Origin of the sequence: Streptomyces sp. 2A115, from assembly GCF_052245575.1 — a bacterium.
Lineage (GTDB): Bacteria > Actinomycetota > Actinomycetes > Streptomycetales > Streptomycetaceae > Streptomyces.
The window spans coordinates 26,825-49,331 of sequence record NZ_JBQQCG010000027.1 but is presented as its reverse complement, the minus strand read 5'-3'; the positions used below and the strand labels follow the sequence as shown (position 1 = coordinate 49,331).

Sequence of the window (22,507 nt, the reverse complement as noted above, 5' to 3'; positions counted from 1 at the left end):
AAAGTGCGGTGGACCTACTGCGGCCCCAGAGTGAGGACGCAGTCTTCTCCGGCGCGCAGGGAAAGCGGTCGTGCTCCGGAGAGAGTTCTGAGGTCGATGCGGTGGGTACGGGTGGGCCGTACCACCGCTCGGGCTTCGTTCGGGCTCCAGCTGAGATCGACCTCGGCGCCGAACCTCGCCCGCACGCCCCGGAGTTCGCCCTTCGGGTACGCGGCGGGCAGCGCGGGCAGGAGGATCAGCCGGTCGGGGGTCGACTGGATCAGCGCCTCGATGAGCACGGCGGGGAGGGCGTGGGCGGCGTCGGCGTTGTAGACGTCGCGGCGGGGGTAGTGCGCGCTCATCAGGGAGGCGTGGAAGAAGTCGCCGGTGAGGACGTTGCCGAGGGCCGCCCCGACCCGCTCGCCGTCCCGCAGGCGGGCCGCGACGAGTGCGTGGTGCAGATGGCCGTGCGCGGAGTCGTTCTCGGCCCCCCGGAGTTCGAGCGCGCGGTGGGCGGCGGCCGCCAGGTCCGGGGTGTCACCCGGGTCCAGGGTGTCACCGGGGTCCGGGGTGTCGTAGGGGGTGATCTCGTCGAGTGGCCACACGCCGTACAGATGGCTGAGATGCCGGTGGTCGTACGTGTCGTCGAGCCCCGGCCAGGCCCATTCGGCGAGCGCTCCGTCGTCGTTGACGCGGTGCGGGGGCAGCCGCTCGGCGAGTGCGCGCCAGCGAGCGGCGTCCTGCCCCGCCCCCGGCCCCGGCTGGTACGCCGCCGCCGTGAGCAGGGCGTGCCGCGCCGCCGAGAGGTCCATGGCCGCGTTGAGGGCACCCCAGCTCGCGTTCGCGGGACGGTTCTCGGGTGAGTAGGAGGGGACGACGACGAGGTGGCCGTGCTCGTCGGTCCGGGTGAGGAAGTCCTCGTAGAACCTGGCGACTTCGGCGAGGGCGTCGGCCAGCCGGGGGTCCTGCTCTCCCCGTGTCTGGTCGTGGTCGACGAGCGGTTTGAGCAGCCAGTCGGCTCCCGCGGTCCACAGGTGCAGGGGGTATTCGCGGCTGAAGTGATACGTGTGCCCGGACTCGCCGTCGGTGTGCGAGGGCGCGACGACGCCCCGCGCACCGAAGATCGCACGGGCATTGTCCCGCCAGTGCGGCAACTGCCCGTATACGAAGGCCGCGTGGGCCTCGACGACCTCGGGCAGCGCCCCCGCGACGGCCGACGCGGTCTGCAGGTTGAGGTTGGCGTTGGTGGTGAACGCCCCGGACCAGGCCGTGTTCCAGTCCCCCGTCCACAGGCCTGTGAGCCTCGGCGGCAGCATCCCGCTGGACGACAGCAGGTGGTAGCGACCGGCCGCGAAGAGCCGTTCCAGGAGGGCTGGGCTCTTGGGGCGCTTGAGCAACTCCGAGCCGGGGAGGGCGCGTTCGGCGTCGTCGGCGTCGAGGGTGAGGGAGGCGCGGAGGTATGCGGTGCGGTGGAGGGGGAGGTGGCGGTCGAGGAGCTGGTCGTACGAGCCGAGGTCGCGCAGAGCCCGTGACTCCTCCACCACGTCCAGCTCGCCCGTGTGTCGCCGGACCCGTGTCAGCAGCAGGATCGACTCGGCACGCTCGACACGTGCTCCGGGCGGATCCAGCGTCGTACGGCCGCCCGTGACCACGATGAGGGTCGTCCCGGTGTACGCGCGGTCGCTGTCGGGGTAGCGGGCGCGGAGGGAGAGCAGGGCGCCCTCGGCGGTGAGGGCCGTTCCATGACCGACCGCCAAATCCCTTGGTGCGCCCACGAGTTGGTGGTCCAGGGAAAGGTCGAGGGTGAGGCCGGGGCCGGTGACGTGCTGGACGATCACGTCGTCCGCCCGCGACACGAACACCCGGCTGTGCCAGCCCGCGCACTTCGCCTCGACGACTCCCGTGGTGAAGTCCACCGTGCGGCGATAATGGCGCCCGTCACCGGACGCCCGACGCAGCCGGACCTGGAAGGCGGGGTGGAAGGGCCGCACCCACTGGAGCTCGCGCCCGTCGGTGAAGCTCTCGGCGGCGGTGAGTTCTCCGGCGAGCAACCGGTGCTGCAGCTCGGGCAGTTCGGCCGCCAACTGCGGAGGCCTGGCATGCTCGCTGCCGTTGGGGCGGATCAAGGCATGGTGCGTGACGATGACACAGTCGTCGTTCGGATCGCCGAACACCATGGCACCATGGCGGCCGTTGCCGCTCAGGAACGCGTCCTCCCAGCGGCCGGCCGGGAGCGGCTCCCAGGTGCCGTGCGACTGGCTGCCGACGGTCATGGCGAGAGCACCGCCACTCCGTACCGCTCCAACTCCACCGAATCCGCGACCTGTTCACCGCTGATCAGGTCCCGATAGGCGCCCGGCACCTCCACCGTGACCTTCTCGCGGCCATGGTTGAGGACGAAGAGCACATCACCCCGGCGCACGGCCTCGACCTGAGCGGGCAGTCCGTCGAGCACCCGCCCGACGCCCGCGCCGGACGCCACGCCTGCCAGCAGGTCGCTGAGCGCGGCGGGTTCGGGCAGCGTGGAGACGTACCAGGCACGCCCCTTGCGCAGTACGGCCGGGAGTCCGTCGAGCTCGCCGCCCTTGTAGACGGCCTCCGCGACGACCCCGGCGACTGAGTCCTCGACCTCGATCTCCTCGGACCACAGCGTGCCCCGAAAGCCGTCGCATTCTGCGGTCTCGTCCGCGTCGAGCGGCCACCACTCGTGCAGCGTGCGGATGCCGAAGAGCTCCCGCAGCCGCTCGTCCATGCCGCCCGCCCGCACCCGGTCGTCCTCGTCGGCGACACCGGTCAGGAAGCCGCAGACGAGGGTGCCGCCCGCTCGTACGTAGGCGAGGATGTTGTCGATCGCCGCGTCCGTGAGCAGGTAGAGCTGCGGCACGACGACCAGTTTGTACGCGGCCAGGTCGTGCTCGGGGTGTGCGAAGTCCGCGGTGAGGTGGGCCTCCCACAGGGCGCGGTGCCAGGCGCGTACAACCTGCGGGTAGTCGACCTCGTGGGAGAGACGGCCGTCCTGCGCGCCCGCCCACCAGGCGTTCCACTCATGGAGAATCGCGATGTCCGACGTCGAGTGACTGTCCGTCACCTCTGCGCCGATACAGGCGAGTTCGGCGCCGAGCTGCTTGATCTCCCGGTAGGTGCGGCCGTGCTCCCCCGCGTGGCTGACCATGCCGGAGTGGAACTTCTCCGCGCCCTGCCGGGACTGCCGCCACTGGAAGTAGCAGACGGCGTCGGCGCCGCGGGCGACGGCCTGGAGGGACCAGAGGCGGTTGAGGCCATGCGGTTTGGGGTGGTTGACGCCACGCCAGTTGACCGGGCCCGCTGCTTGTTCCATCAGCATCCAGGGCCCGCGGGCCTGCGAACGCGTCATGTCCTGGATGAGCGCGCCGTTTTGAGCGCCGAACGGGTCGCGCGGATCGGGATAGACGTCGACGGAGACAACGTCTTCTTCCCGGACCCATTTCCAGGCGTCCTGGCCCACCCACATCGGCATGAAGTTGCTGGTCACCGGGAGATGCGGGGAGTGCCGGCGGACGATGTCGCGCTCGGCGACGTAGCACTCCAGGAGCATGTCCGAGGTGTAGCGCTTGAAGTCGAGTACCTGCGTGGGGTTCTTCATGTAGTGGGCGTGGCGCGGCGGGAGGATCTCTTCCCAGTCGCCGTAGCCCTGGCTCCAGAACGCCGTTCCCCACGCGGTGTTGAGGGCGTCGAGGGTGCCGTACTTGTCCTGGAGCCAGCGGCGGAAGGTGACGGCGGCCTCGTCGCCCCAGTCGTAGGTGCAGTACTCGTTGTTGATGTGCCACATCCTGAGGGCGGGGTGGCTCCCGTAGCGGGCGGCCAGGTCCTCGGTGATGGCGGCGGCGTAGCGGCGGTAGGTGGCGCTGGAGTGCGAGAAGTGCTGGCGGCCGCCCCACCACTCGGTGCGGCCGTCCTCGTCGCGGGGCAGGGTGTCCGGGTGGAGCCTGCCCATCCACGGCGGCGGCGAGGAGGTGGGCGTGGCGAGGACGACCCCGATGCCGTTCGCGTGCATGAGGTCCATCAGCCGGTCCAGCCAGCCGAACTCCCTTGCCCCTGGCTTGGGTTCGAGCTTCGCCCAGGAGAAGACGCCGAGCGTGACGGAATTGACGCCGGCCTCCTTCATGAGGCGTACGTCTTCCTGCCAGGTCTCCTCGGGCCACTGCTCGGGGTTGTAGTCGCCGCCGAAGAGGATGCGGCCGCGGGTGGCGTCGGCGAGGGTCGGACGGTCTGGGGTCTGGCTGATTTGGCTGGTCTGATCGGTCTGGCCGGTCTGATCGGTCTGGCCGGTCATCAGACGGGCTCCCCGTACTGGATGCCGCGCCCGTTCGTACCGAGGTACACCCGGCCGTACACCCGCGGGTCGCCGACGATGACCTCGCCGATCCATCCCCACTGGTGGGCGTCGTCGTTGATCCGCACCCAGGTCTTCGCCTCGTCGTCGGAGCGGTAGACGGCGGTGATCGTCTCCGTCGCGCCGACCTGGTAGATCGCCGGGTAGTCCGCGCCCTCGGCCGCCTTGCCGAAGCCGAGTGTGTGCGAGGCCCACCAGCCGGCCACCTTCGAGAAGGTCGCCCCGCCGTCGGTGGACCGGTGGAGGCCGTTCGTCTTCGTGCTCAGCCACAGGTCACCGGAGCGCCCGGGAGCGGCGACCAGCTTGAACTGGCTGTCCCCGGACGGCAGTCCGCCCGCACGCTCGGTGAAGGAGAGGCCACTGTCAGTGCTGGCGAGTAGCGTTCCTGTGTCGGTGTCGTACGCGTAGAAGAGCGTCGGGTCGGCCGGGTCGGCGACCGGCGTGGCGCCCTTCGGAAAGGAGGAGATCTCGGACCAGGTCGCGCCGTTGTCGGTGGAGCGGTGGGCTGCGTACTTCGTGCCGTCCCAGTGCACGAAGGACCACAGCAGCGCGCTTCCGTCGGCGTTGGTGGCGATCGGCCCCGGTGCGCTCTTGGCGATGTCGGGCTGGGCCTTGAAGGGCGCCCAGCTCTGCCCGCCGTCGTTCGAGTAGGCGCCGTTGCCGTTGTCGCCCCAGCCCGCCCGGACGACGTACGACGGCTTGGCCGCGGCCTGCGCGAGTCCCGTCGCCGACCCGAACACGGGGTTCGACGCCATGCCGCGCGACGGAGACGCCGTGAGCCGCTCGTGGTACATCACGCCGATGTCCCCGAGCCCGCTGAGCAGGTGCGCCTCCCCGACCGGGGGCGAGACCAGCTGGCGCACGGCCGTCTCCTCCAGACCGCGGATCTGCGGCGCCCAGCGCTTGAGGTCGCGGGTGCCGTAGAGGGTCGCGCCGGTCCCGTACACGATGTGCTTCGAGTCGTACGGGTCCACGGCGAGCGCCTGTATCCACCAGCCGAACTTCGGCTTGTCACCGCCCCACTTGAGGAAGGGAGTCTCCGATACGTCGAAGACAGCGGCGTCCTTGAGAGACGTCCAGGTACGGCCGCCGTCGGTGGAGCGGAACAGCGTGTCGATGTCCGCCCAGCGGTTGTTGGTGGACACGACCACGGTGCCCGGGCGACAGGCGTCGACGGCGACGCCGCCGTAGGAGAAGGCGTCGGCCGAACCGTCGGCCGTGGTGCCGCCGGGCTTCACCGGGGTCACGGCGGTCCACTTGCCGGTCGCGGTGCGCAGCTTGTGCACGCTTCCGTCGGACTGGCCGTTGGGCCCGGGCGCGTTGCCGTACGTCACGTACAGATCGCGGGTGACCTTGTCGTACGCGGCCCGGATCGGAACCTTCGCCGAGGTGCCGGACGGCTGCCCGGGAACGGCCTCCCAGGTCTTCCCGTCGGCCGTGCGGTACAGGTTCGCCGTGCCCGAGGTGCCGTCGCCGTCGCCCCACCCGGCGTAGACGGTGCGCCCGGCCGCGACAAGGAACACGACACCCTGACCGGAGGAGTTCGCCTTCGCCGGGAAGGCGGTTACGGCTGCCCAAGTCGCCCCCCGATCGGTCGACTTGAGCAGCCCGTCATGGCGGGTCCCCAACCACAGTGTGTCGCTGTCGCGCGGGTCGACCAGCAGGCGCTCGCCCGCGCCGCGGCCGTCCTCGTTGGCGCCGAGCTTCACGTCCAGGTCGGTGCGGGTCCAGGTGGCACCGCGGTCCTCGGAACGCAACACCGCCCCGTTGCCGGACCACGGCTGCGAGTAGGTGCCCAACGACAGGTACACGCGGTCGGGGTGCGCCGGGTCGACGGCGATCGCCTCCACACCGAGCAGGTTCCAGTCGTCCCAGCCGAGGTGGTCGGTGAGCGGGATCCAGGCGGCGGTGGCGTTGTCCCACCGGTAGGCCCCGCCGATGTCGGTACGGGCGTATGCGAGGCCGCGTACGGAGGGGTGGAAGAGCACGCCGGTGACGAATCCGGTGCCACCGATGACGGCGGTGCGCCAGCGGTAGGCGGACCCGTCGGCGCCCGCGCCCGCGTCAGTCGCCGCCGGCGCCGGGCCGGCGGCAGCGGCGGAAACTGCTGTGAGAGCGACCGTGGCAGCGGTCCCGGCAAGGACGGCGCGTCTGCTCAGGCGGGACGTGCGCATGACATACCTCGTTCTGAGAGAGGGGGGTGAGGAGGGCGCCCCTTCAGGGGCGCGGGACTGTGACATGTGCGGCTCCGCCGCGTGGGCGCGACAAGCCACGAACAACCCGCAGTTGAGGAACGACCCGCAGTTCCCCGGCTAAATCCAGTGGGGGTGACACGTCACCCCTTCACCGCACCGGTGAGCATGCCCTTCTTGAAGTGCTTCTGGACGAAGGGAGACAGGAAGGCGACCGGCAGCAGCGCCAGCACCATGACCGCCATCTGCACGGCGAGCGCGGAGAGCTGGCCCGTCTTGATGGCCTGGCCCATGCCGACCGGGGGCTCCTGCTTCTGGACGAGCTGGATCATGACGTTCTGCAGCGGCATCATGTCCTGATCGCTCAGGTAGATCGACGCGTTGAACCAGGCGCTCCAGTAGCCGACGGCGTAGAAGAGCGTGATCACCGCGATGACGGCGCGGGAGAGGGGCATCACGATCTGCCAGAGGATCCGCCAGTCCCCCGCGCCGTCGATCCGCGCACTGTCGGTCAGCTCCGGCGAGATGCTCATGAAGAACGCCCGCAGGACAAGAATGTTGAAGACACTGATCGCGCTCGGCAGGATCAGTGCGAGATACGTGTCCGTCAGCCCCAGCGACTGCACCAGCAGATACGTGGGGATGAGTCCGGCTCCGAAGAACATCGTCGCGAGCAGGATCATCAGGAACCAGCGGTGCCCGACCGACCCGATGCGGGAGAGCCCGTACGCGGAGAGGATGGACACCGTCATCGAGAAGAGCGTGCCGACGAGCGTGACGCCCAGGCTGACGATGGTGGCGCGAGTGACCTGGCCGCCGCTCAGCAGCTCCTGGTAGGCGATGAAGGTGACGTCCTTGGGGATCACCACCAGGCCGCCGGCCTCGCTGATGGCCTGCTTCGAGGACAGACTGGTGACGACGACGATCCACAGCGGGAACAGGACGGCGAAGCAGGCGAAGGCCAGGACGATGCCCTTGCTAGCGAGCCCGGCCGGGTTGGGCTTCTCCTCCCAGACGGGCCTCGGCGGCGCGGCCCAGCGTCCGGGAGTCTTCGGGGCAGGGGCCTTCGGCCGTTCCTCGGTGACAGCGCTCACTTCTTGTACACCCCCTGCTCGCCCATGAGATGGGCGACCTTGTTCGCGGCGAGGACAAGTCCGAGACTGACCACGCCCTTGATCAGGCCCGCCGCGGCCGCGTAACTGAACTCCTGGTTGCGGACGCCGTTCCACCACACGAAGGTGTCGAGCACTTCCGCCGCGCCCGGACCCACCGCGTCTCTCTGGAGCAGGATCTGTTCGAAGCCGACCGTGAGCGCGTCACCGACACGCAGCACAAGCAGCAGGGCGATCACCGGACGCAGCGCGGGCAGCGTCACGTGCCACATCCGGCGCCACCGGCCGGCCCCGTCCATCGCAGAGGCCTCGTACAGATCGGGGCTGACGGAGGCCAGCGCCGCGAGGAAGACGATGATGCCCCAGCCGGCGTCCTTCCAGACGCCCTCCGCCGTCACCAGGAACTTGAAGATTCCCGGGTCGGTCATGAGGTCGAAGCCCTCGTAGCCGTGCTGGCGCAGGGTCTGCGCGATGATGCCTGCGCCGCCGAAGATCTGCTGGAAGACGGTGATGACCAGCACCCAGGAGAAGAAGTGCGGCAGGTAGAGGATCGCCTGCGACACCGCCCGCACCCGGGGCCTGATCACGCTGTTGATGAGCAGCGCGAGCACGATCGGGATCGGGAAGAAGAGCACCAGCTGGAGCGAGAACAGGACGAAGGTGTTCTTGACGGCGTCCCAGAACGCCGAGTCCTCGAAGATCCGCGAGAACTGCTCGAAGCCGACCCAGGGGCTGTGGAAGATGGCGACGAAGCCGTTGTCGCTGACGTACGGGTCGTACTCCTGGAAGGCGACGACGTTGCCCAGGATCGGTATGTAGTTGAAGACCAGGACCAGCAGGATGGCCGGCAGGGTCATCAGGATCAAGGTGCGGTCCCGCTTGAGGCGGGTTCTCAGGGTGCCGCCGTTCGCGGCCTTCTTCAGGGCCTTCTTCTCGGCCTTGGAGACCCCGGGGGGCTTGGTGGGCTTGGCGGCCTTGGCGGACTTGTGCCCTCCGGCGGAGGGTTCGGCGGTGTCGTCCGTCCTCGACGACGGCGCGGTGCGTGCGGAGGCGGCGCCCGGAGTGGTGCTGTGTGCCACTTCGTCACCCCTGCGCGGATCCGCTGTCGTCCAGCAGCTTCTTGTACCAGTCGCGCAGCTTGTCGCCGCCCTGACTCTTCCACTCCGCCACCGCCTGCTGCATGTCGCTGACCTTCTTGCGGCCGCGGACGACGGAGTCCTCCAGATCCTCGAAGTCGTTGGAGAGGCTGGTGTAGCGGGCCGGTTCGGTGACCTGGAGTCCGAAGAAGGAGGACTTCTTGGTGAAGGCGCCCATCCGCTGCTGCCACTCCACCTGTTCCTTCGCGATGTCCGGGAAGTCGGGGTGCGCGATGGTCGGAGCGGGGCTGGAGACCATGACGTAGGCGTTGAGGACCTCGATGTTGCCCTTGTCGTTCTTGGTCGGAACGCCGTCCTTGACCGTGTAGTGCGTGCCCTCCACCCCGAAGTTGGTGAGCATGTACTCCTTCGTGCCGTACGGAGCCGCCGCGACGTTCGCGGCGGCCAGCACGTCGTGGATCACGGCCTTGGACGCCTTCTTGTTGATGAAGGCGAAGATGCCCGCCGGCGATGCGGCCCACAGCTGGGGGTCGCCGCCGTCATGGCCGAAGATGTCCATCCCGGCGATGCGGAATTCCTTGTTCTGGGTGGCCTGTTCGGCCATCTTGCCCCACCAGTCCGCGATGTTCTGGTTGTACATCATGACCTGGCCGTCGGTGAATCGCTGACCCGCGGTGCCCTGGTTCGCCGCCCTCGCGTCGGGGTGGACGACACCCGCCGCGTAGAGCTTGCGCGTCCACTCCAGCGCTTCGAGGTACTCGTCGGTCTCGACCCGGTAGATCAGCTTGCCGTCGACGAGGTTCCAGCCGAGCGGCTTCTCGCCCCCGGACAGCACGCCGAAGATGTTGAAGGCGCTCCACTTCATGTCGTCGCAGGCCCACACCTTTGCCTTGGCGTTGGTGATCTCCTTGGCGAGGGCCAGGAACTCGTCGGCGGAGGTGGGGACTTCGTACCCCTCCTTGTCGAAGAAGTCCTTGCGGTAGAAGGGCACGATGCCGGGGACGGTGGGAGAGGGCTGTGGAAGGCCGCGCAGCTTGCCGCCGAAGATGGAGTACTGCCAGGCGTCGGTCGGGATGGCCGCGAGGTTCGGGTACTCCTTGATCTTGTCGCCCGAGAGGTACGGGCCGAGGTCGGCCATCTTGCTGATGATGGCGCTGGGTATCTTGCCGCCCATGTTCCAGCTGGGGATCACCACGACGTCCGGCATGTCACTGGAGGCGAGAACCGCGCCCAGCTTCTCGTCGTAGGTGTTGCCGTCCTGGTTCTGCCAGGAGATGTTGGCGCCGATCGTCTCGTTCATCGCCGAGTAGTACGGGTTGCTGCTCTTCGGCGGCGAGCCCCAGAACGGCGACATGATCTTGATGTTGCTGCCTTTGCCGAGCTTCTGCGGCACCGAGGTCTTCAGGTCGGCGAGCGAGAGCTTGCCGGTGAAGCCGGCGGCGGAACCGTCCTTCGACGCGATGTCCGGCGTCACCACGTTCTGCGCCACGAAGGCGGGAAGGATCTTCTTCGCGTCCTTGCCCGAGGTCGTGCCCTCCTTGGAGCCGCTCTCGGAGCCGCCGCAGGCGGCCAGCAGCGGCATCCCGCCCGCCACCGCGACTGTGGCGACCGCCGTCGAGGCGAGGAAGCTTCTCCGACTGGGAGCGGAGCCGCTGGAGGCGGAGGTGATCGGCGTCATTGCGTCAACCCTTCATGGCGCACAGCAGGACACCCGGCGGTGTGGCCGTCGGCTGCGGTGTCTTGAGTGGAACTGGCTGAGCTGAAGCGAACCTCGGGAGGTATGCACACCCGGGAGCGGCATCTTCCACCGGTCGATACCAGTCGAAGCGCTTCGATGTTGCTGCGAGGTTAAGTGAACACCCGAGGGCGCACAAGAGCCGATTCCAACATTCCTCGGAGGTATAAAGGTCTGAACCGGTCCCTTTCCGCCCTTGGAATGTCAGTGAGGATACGGAGTTGTTGCCACGGGGTGTCTTGACACCCACCCCTCCGTCGAATGAGCATCGAAGCGCTTCGAAAGTCCTCCACCGTTCTTCCGCATCTTCCGCAAAGGGATCCCCGCGTGCCCGCACAAACGCCGCCATTTCGCGACTCGCAGCTCCCGTTCGCGAAGCGCATCGACGATCTTCTCTCGCGGCTCACCCTGGACGAACGGGTCGCGCTGCTGCACCAGTTCGCGCCCGCGGTCGAGCGGCTCGGCGTCGCCGCGTTCCGCACCGGCCAGGAGGCGCTGCACGGGGTGGCCTGGATGGGCCCGGCGACGGTGTTCCCACAGGCGGTGGGCCTCGGCGCGACCTGGCACGACGACCTCGTGCGCCGGGTCGGCGAGGCGGTCTCCACCGAGGTCCGCGCGATGCGCTCGCGTGACGACCGGATCGGGCTCAACGTCTGGGCGCCCACGGTCAATCTCCTGCGCCATCCCCTGTGGGGCCGCAACGAGGAGGGCTACTCGGAGGACCCGAAGCTGACCTCGGCCATCGCCACCGCCTACACCCGGGGCCTGCGCGGCGACCACCCCGCGTACTGGCGCACGGCCCCGGTCCTCAAGCACTGGCTCGCGCACAACAACGAGACGGGTCGTGACATCACGTCCTCCTCGGTCCGCCCGCGCGTCCTGCACGAGTACGACCTGCGCGCCTTCCGCGAGACGGTCGAGGCGGGCACGGTGGCCGGCGTGATGCCCGCGTACAACCTGGTCAACGGCCGCCCCAACCACGTCTCGCCGTACCTGCGCGAGCACCTCCGCAGCTGGACGGACCAGGAACTCCTCGTCTGCTCCGACGCGGGCGCGCCCTCCAACCTGGTCGACTCCGAGCACTACTTCGACACGCACGAGGAGGCGACGGCCGCCGCGCTGATCGCCGGCGTCGACAGCTTCACGGACCACGGCACGGACAGCTCGAAGATCGTCGAACGCATCCGAGGCGCCCTGGACCAGGGCCTGTTGAACGAGGCGGACATCGACACCGCGGTCCGCCGCCAGCTCGCGATCCGCTTCCGGCTCGGCGAGTTCGACCCACGCCTGGACCCGTACGCCGACACCAAGGACTTCGACACCCCGGCCCACCGCGCCCTCGCCCAGGAAGCGGCGGAGCAGGCGATCGTCCTCCTCAAGAACGACGGCCTGCTCCCCCTCCCCGAAGACACCCGCGTCGCGGTGGTCGGCCTCCTCGCCGACGAGTGCAAGCTCGACTGGTACAGCGGCACCCTCATCCACCGCTCCACCCCCCTGGAGGGCCTGTACGAGCGCTTCGGCGCCGAGCGCGTGGACTTCGCCGAGGGTGTCGACCGCGTACGCCTGAAGACCTCGACCGGTACGTATCTGAGCGTCCCGCAGGCGGACGGCGCGACGGACGAGGTGCGTGGCGCTGAAGGCGCGCTGGACCCGGCCCTCCTCGCGGGCCGTACGGACCTGCCCCCGCTCACCGCCGACACCACCGGCACCGAACTCGCGCTGATCGACTGGGGCGAGGGCGTCCTCACCCTCCGCGCCCCGGACGGCCGCTACCTCTCGGTCGCCGACGACGGCTTCGTACGCGCCTCCGCCGACCAGCCCGGCGGCTGGGTGGTCCAGGAGACGTTCCGCCTGGAGGCCCACGAATCCCACGAGAACGGCCACCTCCTGAAGCACGTCGGTACGGGTCGCTACGTCTGCGTCACCGCCGACGGCGTAAAGGTTGCCGCGGAGCACCCGGAAGTCTTCGGGCTGGAGGTCACCGAGCGCGGCGAGGACGCGGTGGCCCGCGCGGCGGCAGCCGCAGACGTCGTCCTCGTCGTCGCGGGCAACGACCCGCACATCAACGGCCGCGAAACAGAGGACCGCACCACCCTCCACCTCCCCGCCCACCAGCAGCGCCTCCTGGACGCGGCCAGGTCGGCGAACCCCCGCACGGCACTGGTCATCGCGTCCTCGTACCCGTACGCGTTCGACCCCACCGGCCTCCCGGCCGCCCTCTGGACGGCCCACGGCGGCCAGGCGGCCGGCACGGCCCTGGCCCGCGCCCTCGCGGGCGACGTCTCCCCAGCGGGCCGCCTCCCCCAGACCTGGTACGCCTCGGACGCGGACCTCCCCGACCTCCTCGACTACGACGTGATCGGCGCGCGCCAGACGTACCTTTACTTCGAGGGCGCCCCGCTCTTCCCGTTCGGCCACGGCCTGTCGTACGCGTCCTTCGAGTACGCCGACTTGGCGGCACACGCCGACGAGACCTCCGTGCGCGTCACCTTCGCGGTCACCAACACCGGCGACATCCCGGCCGACGAGGTCGCCCAGCTCTACACACGCGCGCTCAACCCATCAGTCCCCCGCCCCCGCCGCGAACTGGCGGCCTACCGCCGCGTGCACCTGACCCCGGGCGCATCGACCGAGCTGACCTTCGAACTCCCGCTCTCCGCCTTCGAGTTCTGGGACGTGGCGCACAACACCCGGCTCCTGGAACCAGGCACGTACGAGCTCCTCGCGGGCGCGTCCAGTGAGGACGTACGCCTCCGCGAGACGATCGAACTGGACGGCCCGCCCACAACCCCCCGTCCCCTCATCGAACGCGGCCTGAGCGCCGCCGACTTCGACGAGCAACAGGGCGCCGAGATCGTCGACCGCACAAAGGCGACGGGCGACGCCGTGACGCCCGCGCAGGGCGGTGAGGCCGAACTGGTCTTCCGTTCCTGCGACTTCGGAGCAGGCACACGGTCCGTCACCGTCGAAGCGGCAGGCGAGGGGTCGGTCGAACTGACCCTGAACGGCGGCCCGGTGATCGCCCGCCTCGACGTCCCCCCGACCACGGGACCGTACGACTACACCACCGTCACCGCCGCGGCCGTCGCCGCCGAGGTCCACGACCTGCACATCAGGCTGCGTGGCCCCCTGCGGCTCACGCACGTCGGCTTCTCCGGCTGAGGGTCCGGACCCGCCCGACGAAAAGGAAGGGGCCCGGCACCGGAAGGCATCGGTGCCGGGCCCCTTCATCCGTGGGGCGGGGGAGGGTCACCCCTCGGGCTTGATGAGCCCGCGCTCGTAGGCACGGATCAGCCGACGGGGGACCGCGTACTCACGCCCGTCAGCGAAGAACGGGACGAGATCAGGCGTCGCCGCCTTCCACTGGGACCTGCGATGACGGGTGTTGGAGCGTGACATCTTGCGCTTCGGGACTGCCATGCCCGCACTCTACATGAAAACGATTGTCACTAGCTATAGAGGCTCCCGTCATCACATGCCGACGGCCGGAGTCCCCGCACAGCGGACTCCGGCCGTAAACGCGTCAAACAGAGCTCGTCATTGAGGGCTCTTCAATCAGAGCTCGTCAATCAGAGCTCGTCATTCAAGGCTCAGAGAGCGAGCCCCGTCAGCACCATCACCCGCTCATACGTGTAGTCGTCCATGGCGAACTTCACGCCTTCCCTCCCGACCCCGGACTGCTTCACGCCGCCGTAAGGCATCTGGTCGGCACGGTACGAGGGAACGTCCCCGACAACCACACCCCCCACCTCCAGCGCCCGATGGGCCCGGAAGGCGGCCTGCAGGTCATGGGTGAACACCCCTGCCTGAAGTCCGTACTTGGACTCGTTGACGGCGGCGAAGGCGGCAGCCTCCCCCTCCACCTTCCGCACGGTGAGGACGGGCCCGAAGACCTCCTCACAGGAGACCTGCACGTCACCCGGCACATCGACGAGCACGGTGGGCGCGTACGAGGCCCCGTCCCGCTTACCACCGGCCAGCAACCTGGCTCCGGCCCCGACGGCCTCCTCGACCCAGGACTCCACCCGCTTGGCGGCGTCCTCGCTCACCAGCGGCCCGACATCGGTCGTGTCCTCGGCCGGATCCCCGGTCACCTGCGCCTCGACCGCGGCGACGATACGGGGCAGCAGCCGCTCGTACACCGACGCGTCAGCGATCACCCGCTGCACGGAGATGCAGGACTGCCCGCCCTGATAGTTGCTGAAGGTGGCGATACGGGTGGCGGCCCATTCCAGATCCTCGTCACTCGCGAAGTCGGCGAGCACGACGGCCGCCCCGTTCCCGCCCAGCTCCAGGGTGCAGTGCTTGCGCGGCACCGAGTCCATGATCGAGTAACCGACCTTCTCGGACCCGGTGAAGGAGATGACGGGAAGCCGCTCGTCCTGGACAAGGGCAGGCATCCGCTCGTTGGACACCGGCAGGATGCTCCATGCCCCGGCCGGCAGCTCGGTCCCGGCGAGCAGCTCACCGATGAGGAGCCCCGACAGCGGAGTGGCGGGCGCGGGCTTGAGGATGATCGGCGCACCGGCCGCGATCGCCGGGGCGATCTTGTGGGCGCACAGATTCAGCGGGAAGTTGAAGGGCGCGATCCCCAGTACGACCCCCTTCGGGAACCGCCGGGTGAGCGCGAGCCGCCCCTGGCCCCCCGGATCGGTGTCGAGCCGCTGAGCCTCTCCGCCGTTGAACCGCCGTGCCTCCTCGGCCGCGAACCGGAACACGGACACGGCCCGCCCGACCTCACCACGGGCCCACTTGATCGGCTTGCCGTTCTCGCCGGAGATCAGCCGGGCGATCTCCTCTGTCCGCTCGACCAGCCGCCGGCTCACCTGATCAAGAGCGGCGGCCCGCACATGGGCGGGCGTCGCGGCGAACTCGTCCCGCACCGCGTACGCGGCGGCCACGGCCTCCTCGACCTGCTCATCGGTCGGCACGCTGACCTTGCCGACAACTCGCCCGTCCCACGGCGAGGTGACATCGAACGTGGCCTCACCGGTGGCCTGGCGACCGGCAAGCCAGAAGGCATGGGTGGAAGTCATCGAGTTCCCGGCCCTTCCGTTGTCTGGGGGTTTCCACCCCACGTTAGGGCCGCCCAGCCCATCGGTCGTTTGTCCGACTCGGAGTACTACCTGCCGGGGACACTCCGATTCGGCCACCAGGGGTGCGGGGCTGTGACACTGCGCGGCTCCGCCCCCACTCTCGGCTTCTCCCCCCTGAGCGGGGGACCCCACCGTGGGCGCGACCAGCCCCGACCGAACCCGCAGCCGAACAACCGCCCACCTGCCCACCCGTCGGAGGCAACCCCCGTCAGACCCCCGCCGTCGTCTTCAACGCCAGCCACAACTCCATCCGCACATCCGGATCGTCCAACGACCGCCCGAGAATCTCCTCGACCCGCCGCATCCGGTACCGCAACGTATGCCGATGCACCCCAAGATCGGCCGCGGCCGCATCCCACTGCCCGTGCCGCGACAACCAGGCCCGCAACGAGGCGACCAGATCCCCCCGCCCCGTCGCGTCATGCTCGTACAAGGGCCGCAACAACCCATCCGCGAACGCCCGCACCGCGTCATCAGCGAGCAACGGCACCACCGACCCCGCAGCCAGTTCCTCGTGCTCGACAAGCACCCGCCCCCGCCGCCGAGCGACGGACAAAGCCTGCTCGGCCTGCTTGTAGGCGCCCGCGGCGGCAATGGGCCCGGCAGGAGCCGAAAGCCCCACAACCAGCTCGTCCTCGTCCGCCCCCTGCTCCCCGGCGGAGGCCCCGCGCGTGGCCCCGACCGCCTCCGCGTACTGAGCGCAGGCGGAAACCACCGCACCCCGGTCAGTGGCGAGCACCACCAGCCGCTCCCCATCAGGCACAACCAGCACAGCCTCACCGGACCGAGCGGCCGCCGACTCCACGACCTCGGCGAGCCCGCCCAACAGGTCGCCCCCGGCATCGACGACCGCGTCGGCGACAGCGAGCACGGCAGCGGACGCCTGCCCTCCGGACGTGGCTCCGGCCCCGGACGCCTGCCCTCCGGACGTGGCTCCGGCCTCACTCCCGGCCCGCGCCCGCCCGGCGGAGGCGGACGCGGCCTCGGCAAGGATCATCCGATAAGGCGCGTCCAGCAGCCCCCCGTACAGATCCCCGGCGACTCCCCGCGCGTGATCGGGCTGGCCGGCCAGCAGCATCCGCAGCACAGCCGCCCCGATCCGCTGCTCAGCGGCCTGGAACGCCCGCGACCGCTCCGTGGTGAGCGTCAGCAGAGCGACGGCCGAGTGCACGGCGTACCGCTCGGCGGTACCCGGCGCGGCGGCGGTCCCCACGGCCAACGCGCCCCGCGGCCGCCGCCCGCTGCCCAGCGAGTGCAGCTCGACCCGGTCCTCCCCGCCCTCCTCGCCGTCCCCGTTCTCCGACACCCCGCCGACAACGGCACTCGCGGGTGCGGCCCGCTCCCGCAGCCGCTCCACGTCGCCGGTGAGCCGAGCGGCCCGCCGCCCCGCCCACTCGGGCGCGGTGGCGACCACGGCCCCGGAGGCGTCGTACAACGCCGCCCACCCGTCGACCTGCGAGGCGAGCGCGGAGAGAAGCCCTTCGGGCCCGTCGTTCAGCGCCTGCTTGGTCAGCTCCCGCTGGGCGGCGAACCCGGCGGTCACGGCCCGGTACTGATCGGCGGCGATGGCGGCCGAGACGGCCTTGCTGATGGCGAGAAACGGCGTACGCCGAGGCACCTCCAACAGCGGCAGCCCTTCCCCCTCCGCCGCGTCGACCAGCGCCTTCGGAATCTCCTCGTAGTGGACCCCGACGGCGAAGCCGAGCCCCACGACCCCCGCCTCCGCCAGCCGCTTCACATACCGCCGCATGGTGTCCGGATCCTCCGCGTCCAGCTTGAGCGCGGTGATGAGCAGCAGTTCCCCGCCCTCCATGTACGGCACGGGGTCGGTGAGTTCGCTGGCGTGGACCCAGCGGACAGCGGTGTCCAGATGTTGCTCGCCCGCGCGCACGGTGAGTTTGAGCGCCGAGTGATGGACGAGCGAGGCGAGCGTGGGGGGCATGGGACCTTCACGTCTTCACAGGTTCTTCGACAGTCACGGGAAATGTGATCATTTGGCCGCAGCGTATGAACGACCTTTGCCGATTCTGCCTCACCGTACGGTCAGCTCGTGACCGTATGTCCAGACGTCCTGCTCATTCAGGACACCTGGATTCTCACAGGTCCCTCGCATCTCAGCTCCGAAGATCCACCAGCAACGGCGGCGCGTGCTCCCCCCGCACGCTGGTGAGCGAGAGCACCGCATGCCCCGGCGGCACCCCGTGCGCCAGCTCGGAAGCCGACCACCGCTCACGCTCGACCTGCCGTACGGTGACGGCCCGGGCGGTCGGCGCGTTTCCGGTGATCACCCGCCGCAGCATGTGCACGGCCTTCCCGGCCGGGCTCTCGGCGATGATCTGCCGGTCGGTGACGTCCCGCGCCTCGGTCCACTCCTTGCCCCAGACCTCGGCGAAGTCCTGCCCGTCCCAGGGCGTGAGCCCGGACAGCGCCATCCGGCACCCGATCGCACCGAGCAGCGGCGACCGCAACGCCCGCGGCACGTCGTCGAGCGTACGAAGCGTCAGGACGACCCCGGCGTTGGCGGACCGCAGCCGCTGAATTCCCCGTACGGCCTCGGGAGTGACGACCCCCGTGGCGTCGTCGAGCACCAGACAGGCGAACAACGACCGGTCCTCGCGCACCGCGACACTCGCCGCGAACTGGGCGAGCACGAGCCGCGCGAGAATCCGGGAGGCATCGGCGTGCCCGCGCTCGGGCAGGTCGATCCGCACGCGCACGGGATGGTCGAGGGTACGCAATGAGAAGGGCCGGGACTGCCCTGACGTATCGAAGAATCCCGCGAAGGCCGGCCGGTCCAGCAGCGCCACCCGGTCGGCGAGCACACCCCCCACGTCCCCGGGGTGCCCCAACTGCCGCTCCCGCGCGTCGAGTTCCCTCAACAGCGACTCCTGGCCGGCCTCCGTGAGCCCCTTGCGCAGCGCGCCGAGCGGGCCGGGCGCCCCGTCGAGCAGCTGCCGCAACTCAGGCACGGACGGAAAGCGCCCATGCACCGCCCGGTACGGCCCGAGCAGCTGGGCGAGCACGGTGGTGGACCGCCGGCTGTCCCCGCCGGGATGCGGATCGGCGAGGTCCCCGACCAGCGCCTCGGCGAGCACGGCCGCCGCCTCGTCCGGATCGGTGGTGCCGCCGTACAGGTCGAGGTCGTACACGGACTCCGGATTGCCCACCCGCACCACGACGTCGTACGCGTCCACCGGCCCGAGCCCCGCGCCCGCGCCGCCGACCACGACGACGGCGGCCCGCCCGGCGAGCGCGTGCAGGCACAGCGACTCGGCGAGCGGCCAGACGACGCCGCCGGTCTTGCCGGATCCGGCGGGACCGACGGCGAGCAGCGAGGTGCCGAGCAGCTCGGGACCAAGCGCGAGGCCGGTGCCGCGATAGGAGTACGGATTGCGGGGGTCGTCGGCGGTCGTACCGAGCCGGACCTGCCCGGTGACGAGGTCGTGCCTCGCGAGCCGTCCGGGCAGGTCCCGCTCCCCGGAGGGATGCAGACAGGCGGCGGCACCATCGCGCAGCACGGCCCCGGTGAAGGTGGCGAGACTGTGCCGCCCGCTGCGCACGCCCTGCCAGGCGCGGGCGATCCGGGCATGGTCGACGTCCCGCATGAGTCCGGACCGTGCCTCGGTGGCAAGCCGCTCGGCGGCGTCCGCGGCACCGGCGGCGCGGAGCTGGTTCCACTGGGCCGGGTCCTCCTCGGGCTCGGGCGGCCGCTCACTCACGGGCGCGGCCCGGCGCCAGGCCGGCACGCCGTACCGGCGCCACACCTCGCTCCACCGTCCGAGCCGCCCGACGCCGATCATGATGCCCAGCGCGATGGCGACGTAGTAGGCGTAGACGACCACGACGGAACCGAAGCTGTGCGGCTCGGCCCAGGAGTCCGGAATCATCGCGTACAGCGGCAGCAGCCACCATCCGCCGAGATAGCCGTTCCACAGCAGCGACCAGATCAGCCAGCCCACGAGGAAGGCGATGAACGCTCCGCTGATCAACTGCCGGGCCGGGATCTGCTCGGGCTCCACCTCCGGCCGCGGCCGGTGCCCGAACCGCCACACGCCGGGCGCGGCCTCGGGCCGCGGAGTCCGCAGCCAGGTCAGAAAGGCGGACCCGTCCGGCAGCGGCGGCGCCCCGGGCGCCTGCGCGGGCCGTGGCGGCACCTGGGGCGGCCCCGCCGGCCGCGGCACACGATCGGCGTGCGTGCCCCGTGCGTCCTGCGTGCCGTCGCTGTCCATCGCCTTTGCCCCCTGACCAGCCGGTCCGTACATCGGTTCGCAAGTCAATCTAACGCCCTCACAAGGGGAGTTCAGCGCTTACCGGCCCGGGCCCGCGGCAACACGTGCGCCCCGGCCCCTCGTCGCTCCATGCCCACGCCATGTCCACCACTATGTCCACGACGGACAAGCGAATCTTCCGACAACGCCCAGATGGAGCATGCCCACTCCTCATTCCCAGCCCTAGCCTGCGAAGAAGGAAGCCGAACGTCCGAAAACCCCGTTCGCGAGCCGTCCACCCCAAGCCGCCCGTAAGCCGCCCACCCGCAAGCCGCCCGTAAGCCGTTCGCAAGACCCCAAGGGAGCCCCTCATGAGCGCACTTCCGCAGGAGCGCCGCCTCGTCACCGCCATCCCGGGCCCGAAGTCGCAGGAGCTGCAGGCCCGCCGTACCGCCGCGGTCGCGGCCGGTGTGGGGTCCGTGCTGCCCGTGTTCGCCGCGCGCGCGAGCGGCGGGATCGTCGAGGACGTCGACGGGAACCGGCTGATCGACTTCGGGTCCGGTATCGCCGTGACCTCGGTGGGTTCCTCCGCAGAGGCCGTCGTACGCCGGGCGAGCGCCCAGCTCCAGGACTTCACCCACACCTGTTTCATGGTCACGCCGTACGAGGGGTACGTCGCCGTCGCCGAGGCACTCGCCGAGCTGACCCCGGGCGACCACCCCAAGAAGTCGGCCCTCTTCAACTCCGGCGCCGAGGCGGTCGAGAACGCCGTCAAGATCGCCCGCGCCCACACCAAGCGCCAGGCCGTCGTCGTCTTCGACCACGGCTACCACGGGCGCACCAACCTCACGATGGCGCTGACCGCGAAGAACATGCCGTACAAGCACGGCTTCGGGCCGTTCGCGCCGGAGATCTACCGCGTGCCGGTGGCGTACGGCTACCGCTGGCCGACCGGCACGGAGAACGCGGGACCGGAGGCCGCCGCGCAGGCCATCGACCAGATCAGCAAGCAGGTCGGCCCGGAGAACGTCGCCGCGATCGTCATCGAGCCGGTCCTCGGCGAGGGCGGCTTCATCGAGCCGGCGAAGGGCTTCCTGCCCGCCCTCAGCAAGTTCGCCTCGGACAACGGCATCGTCTTCGTCGCGGACGAGATCCAGTCCGGGTTCTGCCGTACGGGGCAGTGGTTCGCCTGCGAGGACGAGGATGTCGTCCCGGACCTGATCACCACCGCCAAGGGCATCGCGGGCGGTCTGCCGCTCGCCGCCGTCACCGGCCGCGCCGAGATCATGGACGCCGCGCACGCGGGCGGCCTGGGCGGCACCTACGGCGGCAACCCGGTGGCCTGCGCGGCCGCCCTCGGCTCGATCGAGACCATGAAGGAGCTCGACCTCAACGCGAAGGCGAGGAACATCGAGGCCGTCATGAAGCCCCGGCTGGGCGCGATGGCGGAGAAGTTCGACGTCATCGGCGACATCCGCGGCCGCGGCGCCATGATCGCCATCGAGCTGGTGAAGGACCGCGACACCAAGGAGCCGCACCCCGAGGCCACGGCCGCGCTCGCCAAGGCCTGCCACCAGGAGGGCCTGCTGGTCCTTACCTGTGGCACCTACGGCAACGTGCTGCGCTTCCTGCCGCCGCTGGTCATCGGCGAGGACCTGCTGAACGAGGGCCTCGACATCATTGAGCAGGTTTTTGCCCGCATCTGAGCGGAGTCCGCCTCATCGGTTCCGCTCAGGAGTCGACGAGGGGCGGGGCGTGTGAAGAAGGTGTGCGAGGTGCATGGCAGGACCTCATTCCGCCTGTCGGACAGCCCGACCCTGTCGTAGGTTCTACCCAGATGAGAGATACACCCCGCCCACAGGGGACTGTGGGTGACATCAGGACGGGGCCTCCCCAGCTTCGCCCTGGTCGTGCCATCGCGCACACAACCGGAGCTTCCGGCTCCGGGTCTCCTCACCGGTCGGACAGTCGCCCGCCCCAAACCCCCCGGGGCGTGCGACGACCCGACTTGATCGGCCATCCGGGAACTACCCCCCCTGTTCCCGGGTGGCCGGCCTGGTTTCTGGGCCCGCTGGCCCTCCTCTTCGCGTTCCTCACCTGGCAGGCCGCCGTCGACACACCGGTGCGCCGTGCCGACGAGCGCCTCGGCCGGTCGATCGCGGACAGCCGCCTCTCGGACGGCGCCGCCGAACTCCTCGCGGACCTCGGCAATTTCACCGTCGCCGTCCCGGTCCTGCTCACGGTCCTCGTGTACGTCTCCTGGCGTGCCCGGCACGCCGGCCTGCCCCGCTGGTGGCTCGCGCCGCTCGCGGCCCTGGTCACCATGGCCGCCGTCCCGGCCCTGGTCGTACCGCTGAAGGAAGCCGTCGGCCGCACCGGCCCGCCGGGCATGGCGGGCGACGGCTACTACCCGTCGGGTCACACGGCCACGGCTGCCGTCGCCTACGGAACGGCCGTCCTCCTCCTGCTCCCATGGCTCCGCGGCCGCTACCTCCGCCGCGAACTCGTCATCGGCTACCTGGTCCTGGTGGGTGCCGTCGGTTTCGGTCTGATCCGGCGCGGCTACCACTGGCCGCTGGATGTGGCAGGGAGCTGCGTGCTGAGCGCGATGCTGCTGCTCACGCTCATGGCGTTCCTCGACCGGCGGTGCACTGCGCATCCGAATCAGCCGACGTAAAACGAAGCAGCCCCAGACATCTGGGCAAGGCAAGTCCGG

Annotated in this window: 13 protein-coding genes; 3 read left to right on the top strand and 10 right to left on the bottom strand. The window is 70.1% G+C overall.

Annotation, left to right across the window (positions count from 1 at the left end):
• Positions 1 to 14 precede the first annotated feature (14 nt).
• The 6 genes from ACTWQR_RS23740 to ACTWQR_RS23715 all read right to left on the bottom strand — a co-directional run bounded on the left by ACTWQR_RS23740 (position 15) and on the right by ACTWQR_RS23715 (position 10,430).
• Positions 15 to 2,252 (bottom strand): glycosyl hydrolase family 95 catalytic domain-containing protein, encoded by a 2,238-nt coding sequence (locus ACTWQR_RS23740; RefSeq protein ID WP_443229151.1) that lies wholly within the window; start codon positions 2,250 to 2,252, stop codon positions 15 to 17.
• Complete coding sequence (locus ACTWQR_RS23735) at positions 2,249 to 4,291, bottom strand: beta-galactosidase (protein ID WP_443229150.1); 2,043 nt, start codon at positions 4,289 to 4,291, stop codon at positions 2,249 to 2,251. The genes ACTWQR_RS23740 and ACTWQR_RS23735 overlap by 4 nt, the downstream gene beginning before the upstream one ends.
• Positions 4,291 to 6,525, bottom strand: a complete 2,235-nt coding sequence (locus tag ACTWQR_RS23730; RefSeq protein ID WP_443229149.1) for a 1,4-beta-glucanase — start codon at positions 6,523 to 6,525, stop codon at positions 4,291 to 4,293. The genes ACTWQR_RS23735 and ACTWQR_RS23730 overlap by 1 nt, the downstream gene beginning before the upstream one ends.
• 161 nt (positions 6,526 to 6,686) lie before the next feature.
• The gene (locus tag ACTWQR_RS23725; RefSeq protein ID WP_443229148.1) at positions 6,687 to 7,637 is read right to left on the bottom strand and encodes a carbohydrate ABC transporter permease; all 951 of its coding nucleotides are present in this window, start codon (positions 7,635 to 7,637) and stop codon (positions 6,687 to 6,689) included.
• Positions 7,634 to 8,734, bottom strand: a complete 1,101-nt coding sequence (locus ACTWQR_RS23720) for an ABC transporter permease (RefSeq protein WP_443229147.1) — start codon at positions 8,732 to 8,734, stop codon at positions 7,634 to 7,636. The genes ACTWQR_RS23725 and ACTWQR_RS23720 overlap by 4 nt, the downstream gene beginning before the upstream one ends.
• A 4-nt stretch (positions 8,735 to 8,738) precedes the next feature.
• Positions 8,739 to 10,430: a Tat pathway signal sequence domain protein gene (locus ACTWQR_RS23715; RefSeq protein ID WP_443229146.1), complete on the bottom strand. Its 1,692-nt coding sequence runs from the start codon at positions 10,428 to 10,430 to the stop codon at positions 8,739 to 8,741.
• Between the two features lie 384 nt (positions 10,431 to 10,814).
• Between ACTWQR_RS23715 and ACTWQR_RS23710 the strand changes: the two genes are divergently transcribed.
• Positions 10,815 to 13,649, top strand: coding sequence for a glycoside hydrolase family 3 C-terminal domain-containing protein (locus tag ACTWQR_RS23710; protein ID WP_443229145.1), 2,835 nt, complete (start codon positions 10,815 to 10,817; stop codon positions 13,647 to 13,649).
• 87 nt (positions 13,650 to 13,736) lie between these two features.
• Here the strand turns inward: ACTWQR_RS23710 and rpmF are convergent, their stop codons facing one another.
• The 4 genes from rpmF to ACTWQR_RS23690 all read right to left on the bottom strand — a co-directional run bounded on the left by rpmF (position 13,737) and on the right by ACTWQR_RS23690 (position 19,812).
• A complete protein-coding gene (gene rpmF / locus ACTWQR_RS23705) occupies positions 13,737 to 13,907 on the bottom strand; it encodes a 50S ribosomal protein L32 (RefSeq protein ID WP_143640723.1) in 171 nt (56 codons plus the stop codon).
• Positions 13,908 to 14,077: 170 nt separating this feature from the next.
• On the bottom strand, positions 14,078 to 15,523 hold the full coding sequence (locus ACTWQR_RS23700; protein ID WP_443229144.1) for an aldehyde dehydrogenase family protein: 1,446 nt from the start codon (positions 15,521 to 15,523) through the stop codon (positions 14,078 to 14,080).
• 268 nt (positions 15,524 to 15,791) lie between these two features.
• Positions 15,792 to 17,525, bottom strand: coding sequence for a PucR family transcriptional regulator (locus tag ACTWQR_RS23695; protein WP_443229143.1), 1,734 nt, complete (start codon positions 17,523 to 17,525; stop codon positions 15,792 to 15,794).
• Between the two features lie 172 nt (positions 17,526 to 17,697).
• Positions 17,698 to 19,812, bottom strand: a complete 2,115-nt coding sequence (locus ACTWQR_RS23690; protein WP_443229142.1) for an ATP-binding protein — start codon at positions 19,810 to 19,812, stop codon at positions 17,698 to 17,700.
• Positions 19,813 to 20,162: 350 nt separating this feature from the next.
• Here ACTWQR_RS23690 and gabT point away from each other — a divergent pair, with 350 nt between their 5' ends.
• Positions 20,163 to 21,497 carry a 4-aminobutyrate--2-oxoglutarate transaminase gene (gabT, locus tag ACTWQR_RS23685; protein ID WP_443229141.1) on the top strand — a complete coding sequence of 445 codons (1,335 nt, stop codon included), beginning with the start codon at positions 20,163 to 20,165 and terminating at the stop codon, positions 21,495 to 21,497.
• A 287-nt stretch (positions 21,498 to 21,784) separates the two neighbouring features.
• Complete coding sequence (locus ACTWQR_RS23680) at positions 21,785 to 22,468, top strand: phosphatase PAP2 family protein (RefSeq protein WP_443229140.1); 684 nt, start codon at positions 21,785 to 21,787, stop codon at positions 22,466 to 22,468.
• Positions 22,469 to 22,507: the final 39 nt, after the last annotated feature.